Origin of the sequence: Flavobacterium sp. M31R6 (genome assembly GCF_013284035.1) — a bacterium.
In the GTDB taxonomy this organism is placed as follows: Bacteria; Bacteroidota; Bacteroidia; order Flavobacteriales; family Flavobacteriaceae; genus Flavobacterium.
Genome location: NZ_CP054141.1, coordinates 3,637,578 through 3,653,519, shown reverse-complemented (window position 1 = coordinate 3,653,519; position 15,942 = coordinate 3,637,578). Strand labels below are relative to the sequence as shown.

General features: G+C 33.9%; 14 protein-coding genes. 12 read left to right on the top strand and 2 right to left on the bottom strand.

From position 1 onward, the window contains the following. Positions 1-31 precede the first annotated feature (31 nt). Positions 32-1,525 (top strand): malate:quinone oxidoreductase, encoded by a 1,494-nt coding sequence (locus tag HQN62_RS15050; RefSeq protein WP_173504992.1) that lies wholly within the window; start codon positions 32-34, stop codon positions 1,523-1,525. Between the two features lie 242 nt (positions 1,526-1,767). Here HQN62_RS15050 and HQN62_RS15045 read toward each other — a convergent pair whose 3' ends face one another. Beyond that, positions 1,768-3,981, bottom strand: a complete 2,214-nt coding sequence (locus HQN62_RS15045; protein WP_173504991.1) for an FUSC family protein — start codon at positions 3,979-3,981, stop codon at positions 1,768-1,770. Positions 3,982-4,175: 194 nt separating this feature from the next. Between HQN62_RS15045 and def the strand changes: the two genes are divergently transcribed. The 3 genes from def to mazG all read left to right on the top strand — a co-directional run bounded on the left by def (position 4,176) and on the right by mazG (position 6,210). Further along, a complete protein-coding gene (def, locus tag HQN62_RS15040; protein WP_116797643.1) occupies positions 4,176-4,763 on the top strand; it encodes a peptide deformylase in 588 nt (195 codons plus the stop codon). A gap of 69 nt (positions 4,764-4,832) precedes the next feature. Then, complete coding sequence (locus HQN62_RS15035) at positions 4,833-5,312, top strand: DUF5606 family protein (protein ID WP_116797644.1); 480 nt, start codon at positions 4,833-4,835, stop codon at positions 5,310-5,312. Between the two features lie 124 nt (positions 5,313-5,436). After that, positions 5,437-6,210 carry a nucleoside triphosphate pyrophosphohydrolase gene (mazG, locus tag HQN62_RS15030; protein ID WP_173504990.1) on the top strand — a complete coding sequence of 258 codons (774 nt, stop codon included), beginning with the start codon at positions 5,437-5,439 and terminating at the stop codon, positions 6,208-6,210. A 37-nt stretch (positions 6,211-6,247) separates the two neighbouring features. On the opposite strand, the gene HQN62_RS15025 is transcribed toward mazG, so the two are convergent. Beyond that, entirely contained in the window at positions 6,248-6,928 is a 681-nt protein-coding gene (locus tag HQN62_RS15025; protein ID WP_173504989.1) for a Crp/Fnr family transcriptional regulator, read from the bottom strand. Between the two features lie 109 nt (positions 6,929-7,037). Here HQN62_RS15025 and HQN62_RS15020 point away from each other — a divergent pair, with 109 nt between their 5' ends. The 8 genes from HQN62_RS15020 (at position 7,038) to HQN62_RS14985 (ending at position 15,880) form a co-directional block, all read left to right on the top strand. Further along, a complete protein-coding gene (locus HQN62_RS15020; protein ID WP_173504988.1) occupies positions 7,038-9,416 on the top strand; it encodes a heavy metal translocating P-type ATPase in 2,379 nt (792 codons plus the stop codon). 118 nt (positions 9,417-9,534) lie between these two features. After that, on the top strand, positions 9,535-9,714 hold the full coding sequence (ccoS, locus tag HQN62_RS15015) for a cbb3-type cytochrome oxidase assembly protein CcoS (RefSeq protein WP_100430019.1): 180 nt from the start codon (positions 9,535-9,537) through the stop codon (positions 9,712-9,714). 61 nt (positions 9,715-9,775) lie between these two features. Further along, complete coding sequence (gene ccoN / locus HQN62_RS15010; protein WP_173504987.1) at positions 9,776-11,953, top strand: cytochrome-c oxidase, cbb3-type subunit I; 2,178 nt, start codon at positions 9,776-9,778, stop codon at positions 11,951-11,953. Between the two features lie 16 nt (positions 11,954-11,969). After that, positions 11,970-12,137, top strand: coding sequence for a CcoQ/FixQ family Cbb3-type cytochrome c oxidase assembly chaperone (locus HQN62_RS15005; protein WP_116797649.1), 168 nt, complete (start codon positions 11,970-11,972; stop codon positions 12,135-12,137). A gap of 27 nt (positions 12,138-12,164) precedes the next feature. Beyond that, entirely contained in the window at positions 12,165-13,094 is a 930-nt protein-coding gene (locus tag HQN62_RS15000; RefSeq protein WP_173504986.1) for a cbb3-type cytochrome c oxidase N-terminal domain-containing protein, read from the top strand. 87 nt (positions 13,095-13,181) lie between these two features. Next, positions 13,182-14,600 (top strand): cytochrome c oxidase accessory protein CcoG, encoded by a 1,419-nt coding sequence (gene ccoG, locus HQN62_RS14995; protein ID WP_173504985.1) that lies wholly within the window; start codon positions 13,182-13,184, stop codon positions 14,598-14,600. 58 nt (positions 14,601-14,658) lie between these two features. Further along, positions 14,659-15,111, top strand: coding sequence for a FixH family protein (locus HQN62_RS14990; RefSeq protein WP_173504984.1), 453 nt, complete (start codon positions 14,659-14,661; stop codon positions 15,109-15,111). Positions 15,112-15,178: 67 nt separating this feature from the next. Continuing rightward, positions 15,179-15,880 (top strand): sulfite exporter TauE/SafE family protein, encoded by a 702-nt coding sequence (locus HQN62_RS14985; RefSeq protein ID WP_116797653.1) that lies wholly within the window; start codon positions 15,179-15,181, stop codon positions 15,878-15,880. Positions 15,881-15,942: the final 62 nt, after the last annotated feature.

Genomic DNA, 15,942 nt, shown 5'->3' with positions numbered 1-15,942 from the left:
TTAATTTTGCAACTTCTTAAAAAACACAAAAATGTCCGATACAACAATACGATCCAATTCAGATGTAGTTTTAATTGGAGCTGGAATTATGAGCGCTACTCTAGGTTTAATTTTAAAAGAATTACAACCTGATTTAAAGATTGATATTTACGAAAGATTAGATGTTGCAGCGGCAGAAAGTTCTGATGCATGGAATAATGCAGGAACAGGACATTCCGCTTTTTGTGAGCTTAATTATACTCCGGAAAGTGCCGATGGAACAATAAATCCAAATAAAGCCATTAGTATTGCCGAACAATTTGAGGTTTCAAGACAATTTTGGGCTTATTTGGTCAAAGACGGAAAACTTCCAACTCCAGAAGATTTTATAAAAAGTATTCCTCACATAAGTTTTGTTTGGGGTGATAAAAATGTTGACTTTCTAAAAAACAGGTTCAAAGCTTTGCAATCAAATCCTCTTTTTGCCGAAATGATTTTTAGTACTGATGTTTCCGAATTGCAAAAATGGATGCCGTTAGTAATGGAAGGCAGAAATCCAGATGAGAAAGTAGCCGCAACTTCAATGAAAATTGGTACTGATGTGAATTTTGGTACATTGACCAGAAACATGTTGGCTTATTTGACAAAATTGGACAATGTTACCATACACTACAGCCATGAAGTTAAAAAATTAAAACAACGCGAAGACAAATCTTGGAGAATAAAAATCACTGACTTGGCTTCCGGTCAAAAGAAAAAAGTATATACCAAATTTGTTTTCATAGGTGCTGGTGGAGGTTCATTGCCATTATTGGAAAAAGCAAATGTGCCCGAAGGAAAAGGATACGGAGGTTTTCCTGTTAGCGGACAATGGCTAAAATGCACAAATCCTGAAGTAATTGCAAAACACCAAGCTAAAGTATATGGAAAAGCGAGTGTAGGTGCGCCACCAATGTCTGTTCCTCATGTTGATACCCGAATGATTGATGGAGAGAGAGCATTACTTTTTGGACCGTTTGCAGGATTTTCTACGCGGTTCTTAAAAAACGGCTCTTATTCAGATTTGCCTTTGTCTATAAAACCGGATAATGTAATTCCGATGATTGTTGCTGGTTATAAAAATATCCCACTTACGAAATATTTGATTGAGCAAGTGCGTCAATCTCCAAAAGACAGAATGAATGCCTTACGCGAATATGTCCCTAATGCCAGAACCAAAGATTGGAAACTGGAAAGAGCAGGACAACGAGTTCAAGTTATTAAGAAAGATGAAGAGCTAATTGGGAAATTGGAATTTGGTACAGAAATTATCAATACACACGATGGAACTTTGGCGGTTTTATTAGGAGCTTCTCCTGGAGCCTCGACCGCGGTTTCTATTATGGTTGAGTTGGTGAGCAAATGTTTCCCAGAGCAATTTAGTTCTCCTGAATGGCAGGAAAAAGTGAAAGCTATGATTCCTTCTTTTGGTCAGTCCTTAAATGAAAATCCAGAGCTATTGGCAACTATTAGAAAAAATACAGCCGAAGTTTTAAAATTAAGCTAAACTGATTGTTGATTTTTGGAGCAACAGCATAAGGCTTTTTTAGTCACATAGAACCTGCTCTACACTATATCTTTTCTTTTTTAAAGAAAAAAAGAAAAGGATGCCGTTACGATCAGGGCTAAAGATAAAGATTTGGCATTTTTGCAATGATTAGTAATTGCAACCACCTTAGGTTAATAAATATTAAATGACAGTTTTTGGTTTCGAATAAAAGAAACCAAAAGCTGTCATTCTTTTTTTACTCAATCCTCCATTAGTTTTTTAGTGTTTTTTAAAATTCCCTCGGATAAATTGGTTAGCCAAATTAATTGCTCTATTACCAATTGTGCTTCCTGCATTTTTAAGGCAAAAGCTTCTTCGTCAATAGGATTTCCCTCTTTTAGTTCGCTTTCTCGAATGTTTTTTAATTCTATAAAACGATTAGCCAATTCTTCTTTTGTAATTTCATTCGAATCATTAACTGACTCACCTTTTAAATAGGCAATCGCCTGCTCTAAGTTTTTAACCACTTTTTCGACAACAATTGTCAAGGCTTTGGAAGAAGGTGTTGTTTTGTGGGATTGAATATAAGTGCCTAAAGAGGCTGTCGATGAAAGCAAGGAATGATTGAGTTCTGTTAATTTATACAGGAGAACTATTTTCTTTTGTTTGGATTTTGGTTCTTGTGACATTCTTTGAAACGAAGCCATCAGGTTTCCAACTTCAATAAATGCATTTTTTCTTGCCAAACGGTATGAGGTCGTAACTTCCCCTTTTTGGGTATAAAAAATAAAAATTTCTTTCAAATAATCTCGATTGGCAATAATAGATTTTTTTAAGTATTCCGGGGCTTTGATGTATTCCCAGGATGGCCATAAAAAATGATTGGCCAAATAAGCGAGCAATGCTCCCGTTAGAGTGTCCGCAATTCTAAATTGGATGACATTTAAAAAATCAGGTGATAAAATTCCATGCAAGAATACAATATACATGGTTACAAAAGTGGCACTTACAGTGTAATTGGTCTGTGTGAAAGAAAATCCAAGCAGCATGCATAATATTGCCAAAATGCTTAATAAAAAATGAGTAGGCATTAAGGATAAAATACTGAATGCAATGATACCGCCAATGACAGTACCAATAACACGTTGTATGGATCGCTGTTTGGTTAACCCGTAACCCGGTCTCATGATGATGATGATAGTCATCAAAATCCAGTATTCGTTTTGAAATGCCAGAAATTTACCTATAATACCTCCAAAAATAAGAGCAACCGTTAATCGTAAGGAATGTCTAAATATAGTAGACGAAAAACTTATATTTTGAATAAATGTACTTATTGGGTAGTATTGGGGAGTTAAAAATTTTTCTAAATCTTTATCTTTTCCCTTAAAATCGTAAGTATTCGATACTGACGTGAAAGCGCGTTCAATTACTTTGATTTTTTCGATTTGTTTCTCGGCGTATTCCATCATGGTTTTTAGCATCAAAACACCCTCAGAAGCTTCTGCTTTTCCTAACTCGTTTTCGTACTCAATTATAGCAGTTTCTAGAGCTAATAGATGGTTGGATAATTTATGCTTGGGGATATAATTGGTTCTTTTTTCAATGTTTTTCGATAATTGTTTTAACGTTGAAGCCAAATTGTAAGCCAAATTTTGGTAAGTGGCTAATGTTTTGGGATGCTTTTCAAATTTTTGATGTAATCGATTATGGTCGAATGAAGTTGATAGCGCTAACTCCAATATTTCTACCAAGGAAATAAATACAATTAGCATTTTTCTATTTTGGTTGGAAGAGACAGCATTTATTTGTTTTCCAATAAGTACTCTTCTAATATTATGATGAATGTCATTGAGTTCGACTTGTAAATGCAGTTGTTTTTCGAGAATTACTTTTCTGTCGGCAATGCTGTTCCATAAATCTCCTCTTAGTTTTAAGTATTTGGATGTTAATTTGATGCATTCCGCAACTTGTAATTCGGCGTAGCGATACGGTCTTAAGTAATGAAACAGCAATGAAATGACTAGGTAAAACAAACCCCCAGCAAGTATTAATGCCGAATGTTGAACCATTTCCATTCCCGTATGCAAATGGGAAAAAGATAATGATACCGATAATAAAGCAGAAAAGGATGTGAAAGTAGCTCTTTGTCCGTAGACAGATAACATAGCTAATATGAATACCAATATGGAGAAAAAAGGATAGAAAATAAAAGGAATGGGGTAGGTAAGATTGATTAATAAATTGACTCCCGCTATTAGAAAAGCGGTGACAATAATTCCGTTTATCTTATGCTTTAAACTACTTGGAATGTCACTAGGATAAGTCAAAAAAGCACCTAATGCAATGACAAAACCAATTTCAAAAAGGCCAAAATAGGTAAATATCAATACGGGAAGAACTGCTGATATAGTTGCTTTTAATGCATTCGTGAAATAAGTGCTATCAGTGAATTTTTCTATTTTGGTAATCATGGAATTTCATTTAATACAAAGATAAGTTATAAATGGCTTCGTAAGATTTTATATAACCTATCAATACAATTGTACAAAAATATGCTAATTATCAAATGTAGATTATTCATTATCTATTTTTTTACTACTTTTGCCAACTTAATAAAGTGGATTTTTTCCTTTATTTGCGCTAGGTATTAATAAAAATAAATCAAATGATATTACCAATTATAGGATATGGTGATCCTGTTTTAAGGAAAATAGGGGAGGAACTTACTCCAGATTATCCAAATTTAAAAGAAATTATTGCAAACATGTATGAAACCATGTATAATGCAAGTGGAGTTGGTCTTGCTGCGGAGCAAGTGGGGTTGTCATTGCGATTGTTTGTTATTGATACGACTCCATTTAGTGATGATGAGGATTTGGAAGATAAGGAACAAAATAAATTGAAAGGTTTCAAAAGAACTTTTATCAATGCTAAAATCATAAAAGAAGAAGGTGAAGAATGGGCTTTTAATGAAGGTTGTTTAAGTATTCCTGATGTACGTGAAGACGTATACAGAAAACCAACAATTACCATTGAATATTGTGAAGAAGATTTTGTGATGAAAACCGAAGTTTTTGATGGTTTGATTGCCAGGGTTATTCAACACGAATACGATCATATCGAAGGGATTTTATTTACAGATAAAATATCATCTTTGAAAAAGCGTTTGATCCAAAAAAAATTAAAAAACATTACCGAAGGGAAAACATTTCAAGATTATAGAATGAAGTTTTTTGCCAAAAAGGGGAGGTAATTTTTAAGTAAGCAGTTAGCAGTAGTAAGTATTCAGATTTTTAATAAAGAATAAATAAAAAAAATAAAAATGAGTTTAGAGAAAATATTATCGATTTCAGGGAAACCAGGTTTATATGTTTTAAAAGTACAGACACGTACAGGTTTTGTTGCTGAGTCATTATTGGATGGGAAAAAAATCACGGTAAGTTTGAAAAGCAATGTAAGTCTGTTGTCCGAAATTTCTATTTATACTTATGAAGGTGAAAAACCTTTGGCTGAAATTATGCAAAGCATTGCCAAAAAAGAAAACAATGGACAAACGATTTCACATAAGGAAGATAATGCTACTTTGTTGTCTTATTTTAGAGAAGTATTGCCGGAGTATGATGAAGAAAGAGTTTATGCATCTGATGTAAAGAAAATAGTTAATTGGTACAACATGCTTCAAGAAAAAGGTTTGCTTGTTTTTGATGCCCCAGTTGTTGTGGAAGAAGCTGCTCCAGTTGCAGAAGAGGTTGTTGCCGAAAAGAAAGCGCCTGCTAAAAAAGCAAAAGCTAAAAAAGAGTAATTTGCACAAATTCAGTATATTTATCCTGCCCAGATTTTTCTGAGCAGGATTTCTTGTTTTTACAATAATTCCGTTTAGTAAAAAGCTAAACTTTTAAACTTAATAACCCATTTAAACTTTTACAATGGACTCTAAACAAAATCAACTCGAAGCCTTCAAAAGATTGTTAGACATAATGGACGATTTGCGCGAAAAATGTCCTTGGGATAAAAAGCAAACTCTGCAAACGCTTCGTCATCTTACCATTGAAGAAACTTATGAATTGGGAGATGCCATATTGGATAATGATTTAAATGAAGTAAAAAATGAATTAGGGGATTTATTGTTGCATATTGTTTTTTATGCCAAAATCGGCAGCGAAACGAACGATTTTGATATGGCAGACGTTTGTAATGATATTTGCGAAAAACTAATTCACAGGCATCCTCATATTTACGGAGATGTAGTTGTTAAGGATGAAGAAGAAGTAAAACAGAATTGGGAAAAACTAAAACTAAAAGAAGGAAAAAAATCGGTTTTGGAAGGAGTTCCTAGAAGTCTACCAGCTCTTGTGAAAGCCAGTAGAATTCAGGACAAAGTTAAAGGAGTGGGATTTGATTGGGAAGAACCGCATCAAGTTTGGGATAAAGTCCAGGAAGAACTGCAGGAATTACAAGATGAGGTGCTTGCCGGAAACCAGGATAAAATGGAATCCGAGTTTGGGGATGTTTTATTCTCGATGATAAATTACGCTCGCTTTTTGAATATTAATCCTGAAGACGCATTGGAACGAACCAACAAAAAATTCATTAAGCGCTTTCAATACTTGGAAAGTAAAGCCGATCAACTAGGAAAGCCCTTGATGGATATGACTCTTGCCGAGATGGATGTCTTTTGGAATGAAGCGAAGAAGCTTTAGGTTCAAGCAGTATTTAGAACGCAGTAAAAAGATTACTTTAATCAGCAATCTTTTTTAATTTATTAATGTCTTTTAAAACAATTTTTTTACCCACCAATTCAATCAACCCTAATTTATTGAAATCGGATAGTAATCGGATACAGCTTTCGGTTGCGGTGCCTATCATACTGGCCAATTCGTCTCTTGAAAGTTGTACTTTTAATGTTTTGTCAGTATTTATTCCAAAGGTTTCATGCAGATAAATCAAAGTTTCGGCTAAACGTTCTTTTACGGATTTTTGGGCCATATTGACCATGTGGTCATCCGCCAATTTCAAATCGCCGCAAATTGTTTTCATAACATTCATTGAAAACTGATTGTTTTTATCGAAGAACCCTAATATTTCAGTTTTTGGAATGAAACAAACTTGCATATCTTCTAGAGCGATGGCACTCAAATTAGCCGGTTCGTCGCTTATCATGGAACGTTGTCCCAATAATTCTCCTTTAGTGACCAATTTTACAATCTGGTCTTTTCCGTTAGGACTTAATTTGGTCATTTTACATATCCCGTCCTTAACGCAAAAAATACCGTTTACATTTTCTCCTTCCGCAAATATAGTTTCTCCTTTTTTTATAGTTTTAGAGGTTTTGCATTCTGCAATTTTAATAAGTTCGTCTTTATTTAGCGCTTTCAAAGAACTAAACTCTCTCACGATACATTGTTCACATTTACTCATAATGGAATTGGATTTTCACGTACAAAGTTATACATTTATATGATAAATATCATAGTTGAGGCATATTCAATTTGTGAATTTTGTATCTGTTTAATCACCCCCCTAATTTATGGAGAAAAATAACTGTTTTCATTGCGGTTTAGATATAGTAAAAGAAGAACAAATTGTTTTTGACGAAAAAGATTTTTGTTGCAATGGATGTAAAACTGTTTACGAAATTTTCAGCCTAAATGATTTAACCTGTTATTATGATTTTGAGAAATCACCAGGTGCCACTCCACAAGATATTAACGGAAAATATGATTTTTTAGACAATGAAAGTATCGTTTCAAAATTATTGGAATTTCAAGAAGATTCAACCGCTATTATTTCACTTAGCATTCCTCACATACATTGTAGCTCGTGTATTTGGATTTTGGAAAATCTACAACGTCTTCAAAAAGGAATAAACACTTCGCAGGTTAATTTTCCTGAAAAGAAAGTCCGAATAAATTACAATCCCGAGATAGTTTCTTTAAAAAACATTGTTTATTTATTAAGCTCAATAGGGTATGAGCCTTACATCAGTTTAGATAATTATGAAACGGGAAAAAATAATGTTGACAGAAGTTTGACTTACAAACTCGGAGTTGCTTTCTTTTGTTTTGGAAATATCATGTTGCTTTCTTTTCCGGAGTATTTTGAAGTAAAGGAATTTTGGTTGGATAATTACCGCCCATTTTTCAGGGGATTAATTTTCGCCTTGTCTTTACCTTCTTTCTTTTATTCGGCAAGTGGTTATTATGTTTCGGCCTATAAAAGTATTCGATCAAAAATGCTGAACATTGATATTCCTATTGCGTTAGGAATTGTCGTAATGTTTGTTCGAAGCACTTTTGATATTGTCATGAATTATGGTTCCGGTTTTTTTGACAGTTTGACCGGTTTAATCTTTTTCATGCTTTTGGGAAAGATGTTTCAAATCAAAACTTATAGTTTTCTTAGTTTCGAAAGAGATTTTAAATCCTATTTTCCAATAGCCATAACCAAAATAAATACAGACTCTACTGAAGAAAGTATTCCTGTTTATGAAATAGAAAAAGGTAATAGGTTGTTGATTCGTAACCAAGAACTGATTCCTGTTGATGGTATTTTAATATCGGATAAAGCTGAAATTGATTACAGTTTTGTTACAGGTGAAGCCGTTCCAATAACCAAAAAATCGGGAGACAAAGTTTTTGCTGGAGGAAAACAAATAGGGAAAGTGATTGAAATGGAAGTGTTGCATTCGGTTTCCCAAAGTTATTTAACCCAACTATGGAGTAATGATGTTTTTCAGAAGAAGGTAGAACAAAAACACAAAACCATCACTGATAGCATTAGTCGTTATTTTACACCAATTCTATTGCTTATAGCATTTGCAGGATTTGGATATTGGATATTTTTTGATGCCAATACCGCTTTCAATGTTTTTACGGCTGTATTGATAGTCGCCTGTCCTTGCGCATTGGCATTGACTGCTCCTTTTACTATGGGGAATATGTTGCGAATTTTTGGCAATAAACATTTTTACCTCAAAAATGCTTTGGTAATTGAACAATTGGCCAAAGTCGATACGATTGTTTTTGATAAAACAGGAACGATTACCACCAATGCAAAATCGAATATTTCCTATGAAGGTAAAATACTTGATGAATCCAATTTGGCAATATTAAAAAGTGTACTTCGTGCTTCAAATCATCCTTTGAGCAGAATGCTGTATGATTTTTTGCCTGAAACCAAAAGATTGAAATTGGACGAATTCGAAGAGATAACAGGAAAAGGAATTCAAGCGTTGATTGACGGAGTTTCGATACAAATAGGATCTGCTAATTTTATTGTTGAAAACAGGGAAGACGAAATCAAGCAAACGACTGTTCATATAAAAATTGGTGAGGAATATTACGGTAAATATATTTTTAACAATCAATATCGAGATGGTTTATCCGAGTTGTTTGGTAAACTTAGCGCTGAATATCAGCTGAAAGTTTTATCGGGTGATAATGAAGGGGAACGTAGTCTGCTGGAATCGATTTTGCCTAAGGGTACACAAATGATTTTTAATCAAAAACCCGAACAAAAACTTGAGTTTATAAAAGCTCTGCAAGAACAAGGCAAAAATGTAATGATGGTAGGAGATGGGCTTAATGATGCCGGTGCTTTGGCACAAAGCAACGTCGGAGTTTCCATATCCGAAAATGTGAATGTTTTTTCTCCTGCCTGTGATGCAATTTTGGACGCAAAACAGTTTCAAAAGTTGCATTATTTTTTAAAATTATCCAAAAAAGCCATCACGACCATCAAAATGAGCTTCACTTTGTCACTTTTATACAATGTAGTTGGATTGTCTTTTGCCATTACAGGAAACCTCTTGCCATTAGTTGCTGCGATTATTATGCCGTTGAGTACCATCACGATAGTAAGTTTTGTCACAATAATGAGTAATTATTATTCGCGGAAAATAAAATAGTTTAACAGGGAATTGTTTAGTTTTTTTTTCATATTTTTAACATATTACATTAAATATGATAATTGTCATTTTTTGTAAATAGTGATACCTATAATTTTGTTAACTTAATATTAAGATTATGAGTGTAATTTATTTGCTTATTGCTATTAGTATTTTCGTCGCGATTGGATTTTTTATTGCATTTGTTTTTGCTGTAAAATCAGGTCAATATGATGATGACTATACACCATCGGTCAGAATGCTTTTTGACGATGAATTGATTAAATCTTCCCAAAAGAAATCAGAAATTAAGAGTTAAATTACTCTTTAATCTTTTTAACAATTACCAATTTTAAACAACTTTAAAAACAATTATAAATATGGAAATGGAACAATTTTATTATGACAACAAAATTGTAAAGAAGTTCATTTATGCTACCATACTATTTGGAGTAGTGGGAATGTTAGTAGGTCTTATATTGGCTACTATGTTCCTTTTTCCAAACATGACCGAAGGTATTTCATGGTTGAGTTTTGGTAGATTAAGACCTTTACATACCAATGCAGTAATTTTTGCCTTTGTGGGTAATGCAATGTTCGCGGGTATTTATTATTCGCTTCAGCGATTGTTAAAAGCCAGAATGTATAGTGATTTTTTGAGTAACCTGAATTTTTGGGGTTGGCAATTAATTATTGTTGCGGCTGCAATTTCACTTCCATTAGGATATACATCTTCAAAAGAATATGCTGAATTGGAATGGCCTATTGACATTGCCATTGCTTTAATATGGGTAGCTTTCGGTATCAATATGATTGGTACGATGTTAAAAAGAAGAGAGCGCCATTTATATGTTGCCATTTGGTTTTACTTAGCCACATTTATTACGGTTGCCGTATTACATATTTTTAACAGTTTGGAGTTGCCGGTTTCTGCAATGAAGAGTTATTCTGTTTATGCAGGAGTTCAGGATGCGTTAGTACAGTGGTGGTACGGTCATAATGCTGTTGCCTTTTTCTTGACTACGCCATTTTTAGGGTTAATGTATTATTTTGTGCCTAAAGTGGCCAATCGCCCTGTGTACTCTTATAGATTGTCAATTATCCACTTTTGGTCGTTAATATTTTTATATATCTGGGCGGGTCCTCACCATTTGTTGTATTCTGCTTTACCTAACTGGGCTCAAAATTTAGGAGTTGTATTCTCTGTAATGTTGATTGCACCATCTTGGGGAGGTATGATTAACGGACTTCTGACCTTGAGAGGAGTTTGGGATAAAGTTCGTGAGGAACCAGTTTTAAAATTCTTTGTTGTTGCAATGACTGGTTATGGTATGGCAACTTTTGAAGGACCAATGCTTTCTCTTAAAAATGTAAATGCTATAGCACACTATACAGACTGGATTATTGCCCACGTTCACGTTGGAGCATTGGCTTGGAATGGTTTTATGGCTTTTGGTATTATTTATTGGTTGATTCCAAGAATGACAAAAACTACTTTGTATTCAACTAAATTGGCTAATTTCCATTTCTGGGTTGGAACTTTAGGGATTATATTATATGCATTGCCGATGTATTTGGCTGGTTTCTTGCAAGCTTCTATGTGGAAGCAATTCAATCCAGACGGAACCTTAACCTATGGTAACTTCCTTGAAACCGTTACTCAAATCATGCCAATGTATTGGATGAGAGCAATCGGAGGATCTATGTATTTGGTAGGTATGTTAACGTTGGTTTACAATATTATCCAAACAGTTAGAGCCGGTGAAGAAGTAGAAGATGAATTAGCAGAAGCTCCAGCATTACAAACGATTAGTTCTGGAAGACTTAGAGGAGAGAAATATCATTCTTGGTTGGAAAGAAAACCAATCAAAATGGCCATATTCGCTACAGTAGCAATATTAATTGGTGGAATCATTCAAATCGTTCCAACCATTATGGTAAAATCAAATATTCCAACAATTGCAAGTGTAAAACCATATTCTCCTTTAGAGTTAGAAGGGCGTGATTTATACATTCGTGAAGGTTGTGTTGGTTGTCACTCTCAATCGGTTCGTCCTTTTAGAAGTGAAGTAGAGCGTTATGGACCACAATCTAAAGCAGGGGAGTTTGTTTACGACCATCCATTTTTGTGGGGTTCTAAACGTACTGGTCCCGATTTGTTGAGAGTTGGTGGAAAATACAATGACAATTGGCATTTTAATCACTTTTGGAGTCCACAAAGTATTTCTGCTGGTTCTATTATGCCAAGCTATAAATGGTTATTTGACAATAAAGCGATGGATATTTCATTGACCGAAAAGAAAATGAAAGCGATGGTAACTCTGGGGGTTCCTTATTCTGATGCTCAGGTTGCAAGCGGATTGAAAGATTTAAGAACACAAGCTATTGCAATTGAAGAAAGTCTTAAAAATGATCCTGATTTTGTAAAAAGTTATGAGGATAGCAAGAAAAAAGCTCTGGCTAAAGGTGAAAAATTCGTTCCAATGAATGAAAGAGAAATTGTAGCAATGATTGCTTACATACAAAGACTAGGTACTGATATTAAAGTTAAAGAATAACAAAAAAGTAAACGTTATGTTCGAACAAATAAAACACAATATGGAGACCATTGCAGGTGTAGCAATTTTTCCAATAGTATCGTTGCTGATTTTCTTTTTCTTTTTTCTTGGCTTAGGACTTTGGGTTTATTCCTATAAAAAAGAGACGATAGACGAAATAAGTCAAATCCCATTAGAAGATTAAATTGTACAATTTCAAAAAATATAAATAATGAAAAAATTAATTCCACCTTATATAAGAGTTCTTTTCATATTTTTCTCAGTCTTAGGATTGATGGAATATTTTATAGACTCTGGAGATCGTCCTGCTTTTATAAAGTATCCAATGGTTGCAGTCTTTTTATTTGTATTGCTTTTCCTTTTGATTGCAATCGAAATAACATTGAATGCTGTTAACACAATTACTTATAGATTGTTAACAGACGAAGAGAAAGCAAAACTAGCTCATGAAGATAGTTTAAGTTTGAAAGATAAAATTTGGTACAAAAACTTAATGCAACGTTTGACAAGAACAGTGCCAATTGAAGACGAAAAACAATTATTGATGGATCATGATTATGATGGAATCAAGGAATTGGATAACAATTTGCCACCATGGTGGGTCTATTTATTTTATGCCTGTATTATTTTTGCAGTGATATATCTGGTTCGTTTTGAAATCATGGGTGCGCCAGACCAAGAAGCTGAATTGAAAAGTGAAATGGCTCAAGCCAAAATTGAAGTTGCTGAATATATGAAAACAGCTCCCGATTTGATGGACGAAAAAACAGTAACTTTATTGACAGATCCCGCAGATTTAGATGCAGGAAAAGCTATATTTACTACGAACTGTGTAGCTTGTCATAGAGCTGATGCAGGAGGACAAATTGGGCCTAACTTAACCGATGATCATTGGATATTGGGTGGTGGAATTAAAAACTTATTTCATACAATTACTAATGGTGGTCGAGATGGTAAGGGAATGATTGCTTGGAAAGGAACTTTAAAACCGAAGGAAATTCAGGCGGTTGCAAGTTATGTTATCTCTTTAAGAGGAAGTAATCCTAAAGATCCGAAAGCACCAGACGGAGAAATTTGGGTTGATGAGAATGCTCCAGCAAGTGCTGCTGCTCCTGCTGCAGATAGTACTCAAGTAAAATAATAATTTAACGATATATTAGAATGAAGAGCTTTGTCAAAAATCAATACTTTTGAGAAAGCTCTTTTTTAGTATTTTAAAAATAGAAAAATGTCAAGTAATCTAGACGAATCTTTCAGAGATACCATTGGGACTATTGATAAGGAGGGTCATAGAAAATATATTTATCCCAAAAAGCCTTCCGGTAAGTTTTACGAATATAGAAAATGGGTCAGCTATTTTTTATTGATTATTCTCGTTGCTAATCCTTTTATAAAAATAAACGGTAATCAATTTATGATGTTCAATGTTTTGGAACGTCGTTTTAATATTTTTAGCTTTCCTTTTTGGCCACAGGACTTCTATATTTTTGTTCTGTTTATGGTTATTGGAGTTGTATTTGTTATTTTATTTACGGTTATTTTTGGGCGCATATTTTGTGGCTGGATTTGTCCGCAAACCATTTTTATGGAAATGGTTTTTCGTCGTATAGAATATTGGATAGAAGGGGATAGGGGAGCACAAATCCGCCTAGAGAAACAAGAATGGAATGGAGAGAAAATTAGAAAGAAAGCTTTAAAATGGTTTGCGTTTCTAGTGATTTCGTTTCTAATTGCCAATGTGTTTTTAGCTTATCTTATCGGTAGCGATGAATTATTTCGTTTAATTGAAGACGGACCTTTAGCCCATTCGAGCAGTTTTGTGTCACTGTTGATTTTTACCAGTGTTTTCTATTTTGTTTTTGCTTGGTTTAGAGAGCAAGTTTGTATTATTGCTTGTCCTTACGGAAGATTGCAAGGAGTTTTATTGGACAAAAAATCAATAAATGTTGCTTATGATTTTGTTCGTGGTGAGAAAGAAGTTGGTAGAGCCAAATTCAATAAACAGGAAGACAGGGCAGCTTCGGGAAAAGGTGATTGTATAGATTGTAAACAATGTGTACATGTTTGTCCAACGGGTATTGATATTCGTAATGGAGTTCAGCTCGAATGTGTAAATTGTACCGCTTGTATTGATGAATGCGATACAATAATGGAAGGTGTTGGGTTGCCTAAAGGACTTATTCGATACGCTTCGGAAGATGAAATTGAAACCAAAGCGAAATTTAAGTTCACCGCTAGAATGAAAGGTTACACAGCAATATTGGTTATTTTAGTTGGTGTACTTACAGGTTTGCTGTTTTTAAGAACCGAAGTCGAAGCCACCATTTTGAGATTACCAGGTCAATTGTTTCAACATAAAGGGGATAATATTAGTAACATATATACTTTTAAGATTATCAATAAGACGAATCATGATATTAAGGATATGAATTTTAAATTGGTTGGAATTAAAGGTACTTTAAAAGTAGTTGGTGTTCAGGAATTACAAGTTCCAAAACGAGGAATGACCAGCGGAACTATGTTTATCGAAATCAATAGGTTTTTGTTGGAAAGTGATAGAACTAAATTGGAAATTGATCTCTATGAGGGAAATAAAAAAATTGAGACAACATATACTAATTTTTTAAGCCCCCGCAGTTTTGATTAGCTATAGTACATTTTAAAAAAAGTAATTTAATTAGAAGAAATCTTTAAAAAGAATAAAAATGAAAATTAATTGGGGAACTTATATTGTGATTGCTTTCGCTTTGTTTATAAGCTTCATTATGTATTTTGTGGTAAAAGTGCAGTCAGATAGTAAGTATGATAATGATTTGGTGGTTGAAGAGTATTATAAACATGATGTTCATTTTCAAGATGAAATGGCACGCATCCAAAATGCTCATGATTTAAAGTCGAAGCCTGTAATTACTGTCGGTGCTAATGGTATTACGATTGTTTTTCCGGCTGATTTTGCACCAAAATATATCAAAGGAACTGTTGCTTTATATAGGCCTTCCAATAAGAAATTTGATTTTCAATTGCCACTTTCGTTTACTGATTCAGCCTCATTATTTATTGCAAAGGATAAGCTAATTGGTGGTGAATGGGATATCAATATGGAATGGAAATATAAAGGAAAGTCTTATTTGACCAAACAAGAGATTTATATTAAATAGAAAAGAAATAGAGAAGAAAAATTAGTTTCAAATCATTTCACTCTAAAATCTGCAATCTAAAATCACAATGTTTTACACCGCTTTTTTATTTGGTTTAATCAGTAGTTTTCACTGCATAGGAATGTGCGGTCCTATTGCTATGATGTTGCCTGTAGAGCGAAATAATCCAGCCAAAAAAGCAATTCAAGTCATCACTTATCATTTGGGACGGTTAACGGCTTATGGGAGTATAGGTTTGCTTTTTGGATTGTTGGGAAGAGGTTTGTTTTTGGCAGGAATTCAACAGCAACTTTCTATTTTTATTGGGGTGGCTATGATTTTGGTGATCCTGATTCCCGAAAAGATTTTTGCCCAATATAATTTTTCGAAACCGGTTTACGGTTGGATTTCAAAGATTAAGCAAAGTCTAGGTAGTCATTTCAAAAACAAAAGTTTCAAATCGCTTTTTATTATTGGTTTGCTCAATGGGTTTTTGCCCTGTGGGATGGTTTATGTGGCTCTATTTGGTGCAATTGCAATGCAAAGCGCCGGTTTTGGAGTTTTATATATGTTGCTTTTTGGTTTAGGAACCGTGCCTTTGATGAGTTTGGTGGTATATATTAATTCGTTTATCACTGTTCCCATTCGAAATAGAATTCAAAAAATAATTCCTTATGTTGGGATTGTAATAGGTGTATTATTTATTCTAAGAGGGCTTGGGCTTGGGATTCCTTATGTTTCTCCCTCGAATATGAGTTTGTTTGTACAAGAAAAAGCCAATTGTCATTAATTGGCTTTTTTTTGGTATCTCATAATATTGAATGTTTAAAAAGTTCCTGTTTTTGCGTGAGT

Bases quoted from the DNA above. Each gene is read 5' to 3' on its own strand.
- HQN62_RS15050 (WP_173504992.1), top strand. From the start codon at position 32: ATGTCCGATACAACAATACGATCCAATTCAGATGTAGTTTTAATTGGA.
- HQN62_RS15045 (WP_173504991.1), bottom strand. From the start codon at position 3,981: ATGATTACCAAAATAGAAAAATTCACTGATAGCACTTATTTCACGAAT.
- def (WP_116797643.1), top strand. From the start codon at position 4,176: ATGATATTACCAATTATAGGATATGGTGATCCTGTTTTAAGGAAAATA.
- HQN62_RS15035 (WP_116797644.1), top strand. From the start codon at position 4,833: ATGAGTTTAGAGAAAATATTATCGATTTCAGGGAAACCAGGTTTATAT.
- mazG (WP_173504990.1), top strand. From the start codon at position 5,437: ATGGACTCTAAACAAAATCAACTCGAAGCCTTCAAAAGATTGTTAGAC.
- HQN62_RS15025 (WP_173504989.1), bottom strand. From the start codon at position 6,928: ATGAGTAAATGTGAACAATGTATCGTGAGAGAGTTTAGTTCTTTGAAA.
- HQN62_RS15020 (WP_173504988.1), top strand. From the start codon at position 7,038: ATGGAGAAAAATAACTGTTTTCATTGCGGTTTAGATATAGTAAAAGAA.
- ccoS (WP_100430019.1), top strand. From the start codon at position 9,535: ATGAGTGTAATTTATTTGCTTATTGCTATTAGTATTTTCGTCGCGATT.
- ccoN (WP_173504987.1), top strand. From the start codon at position 9,776: ATGGAAATGGAACAATTTTATTATGACAACAAAATTGTAAAGAAGTTC.
- HQN62_RS15005 (WP_116797649.1), top strand. From the start codon at position 11,970: ATGTTCGAACAAATAAAACACAATATGGAGACCATTGCAGGTGTAGCA.
- HQN62_RS15000 (WP_173504986.1), top strand. From the start codon at position 12,165: ATGAAAAAATTAATTCCACCTTATATAAGAGTTCTTTTCATATTTTTC.
- ccoG (WP_173504985.1), top strand. From the start codon at position 13,182: ATGTCAAGTAATCTAGACGAATCTTTCAGAGATACCATTGGGACTATT.
- HQN62_RS14990 (WP_173504984.1), top strand. From the start codon at position 14,659: ATGAAAATTAATTGGGGAACTTATATTGTGATTGCTTTCGCTTTGTTT.
- HQN62_RS14985 (WP_116797653.1), top strand. From the start codon at position 15,179: ATGTTTTACACCGCTTTTTTATTTGGTTTAATCAGTAGTTTTCACTGC.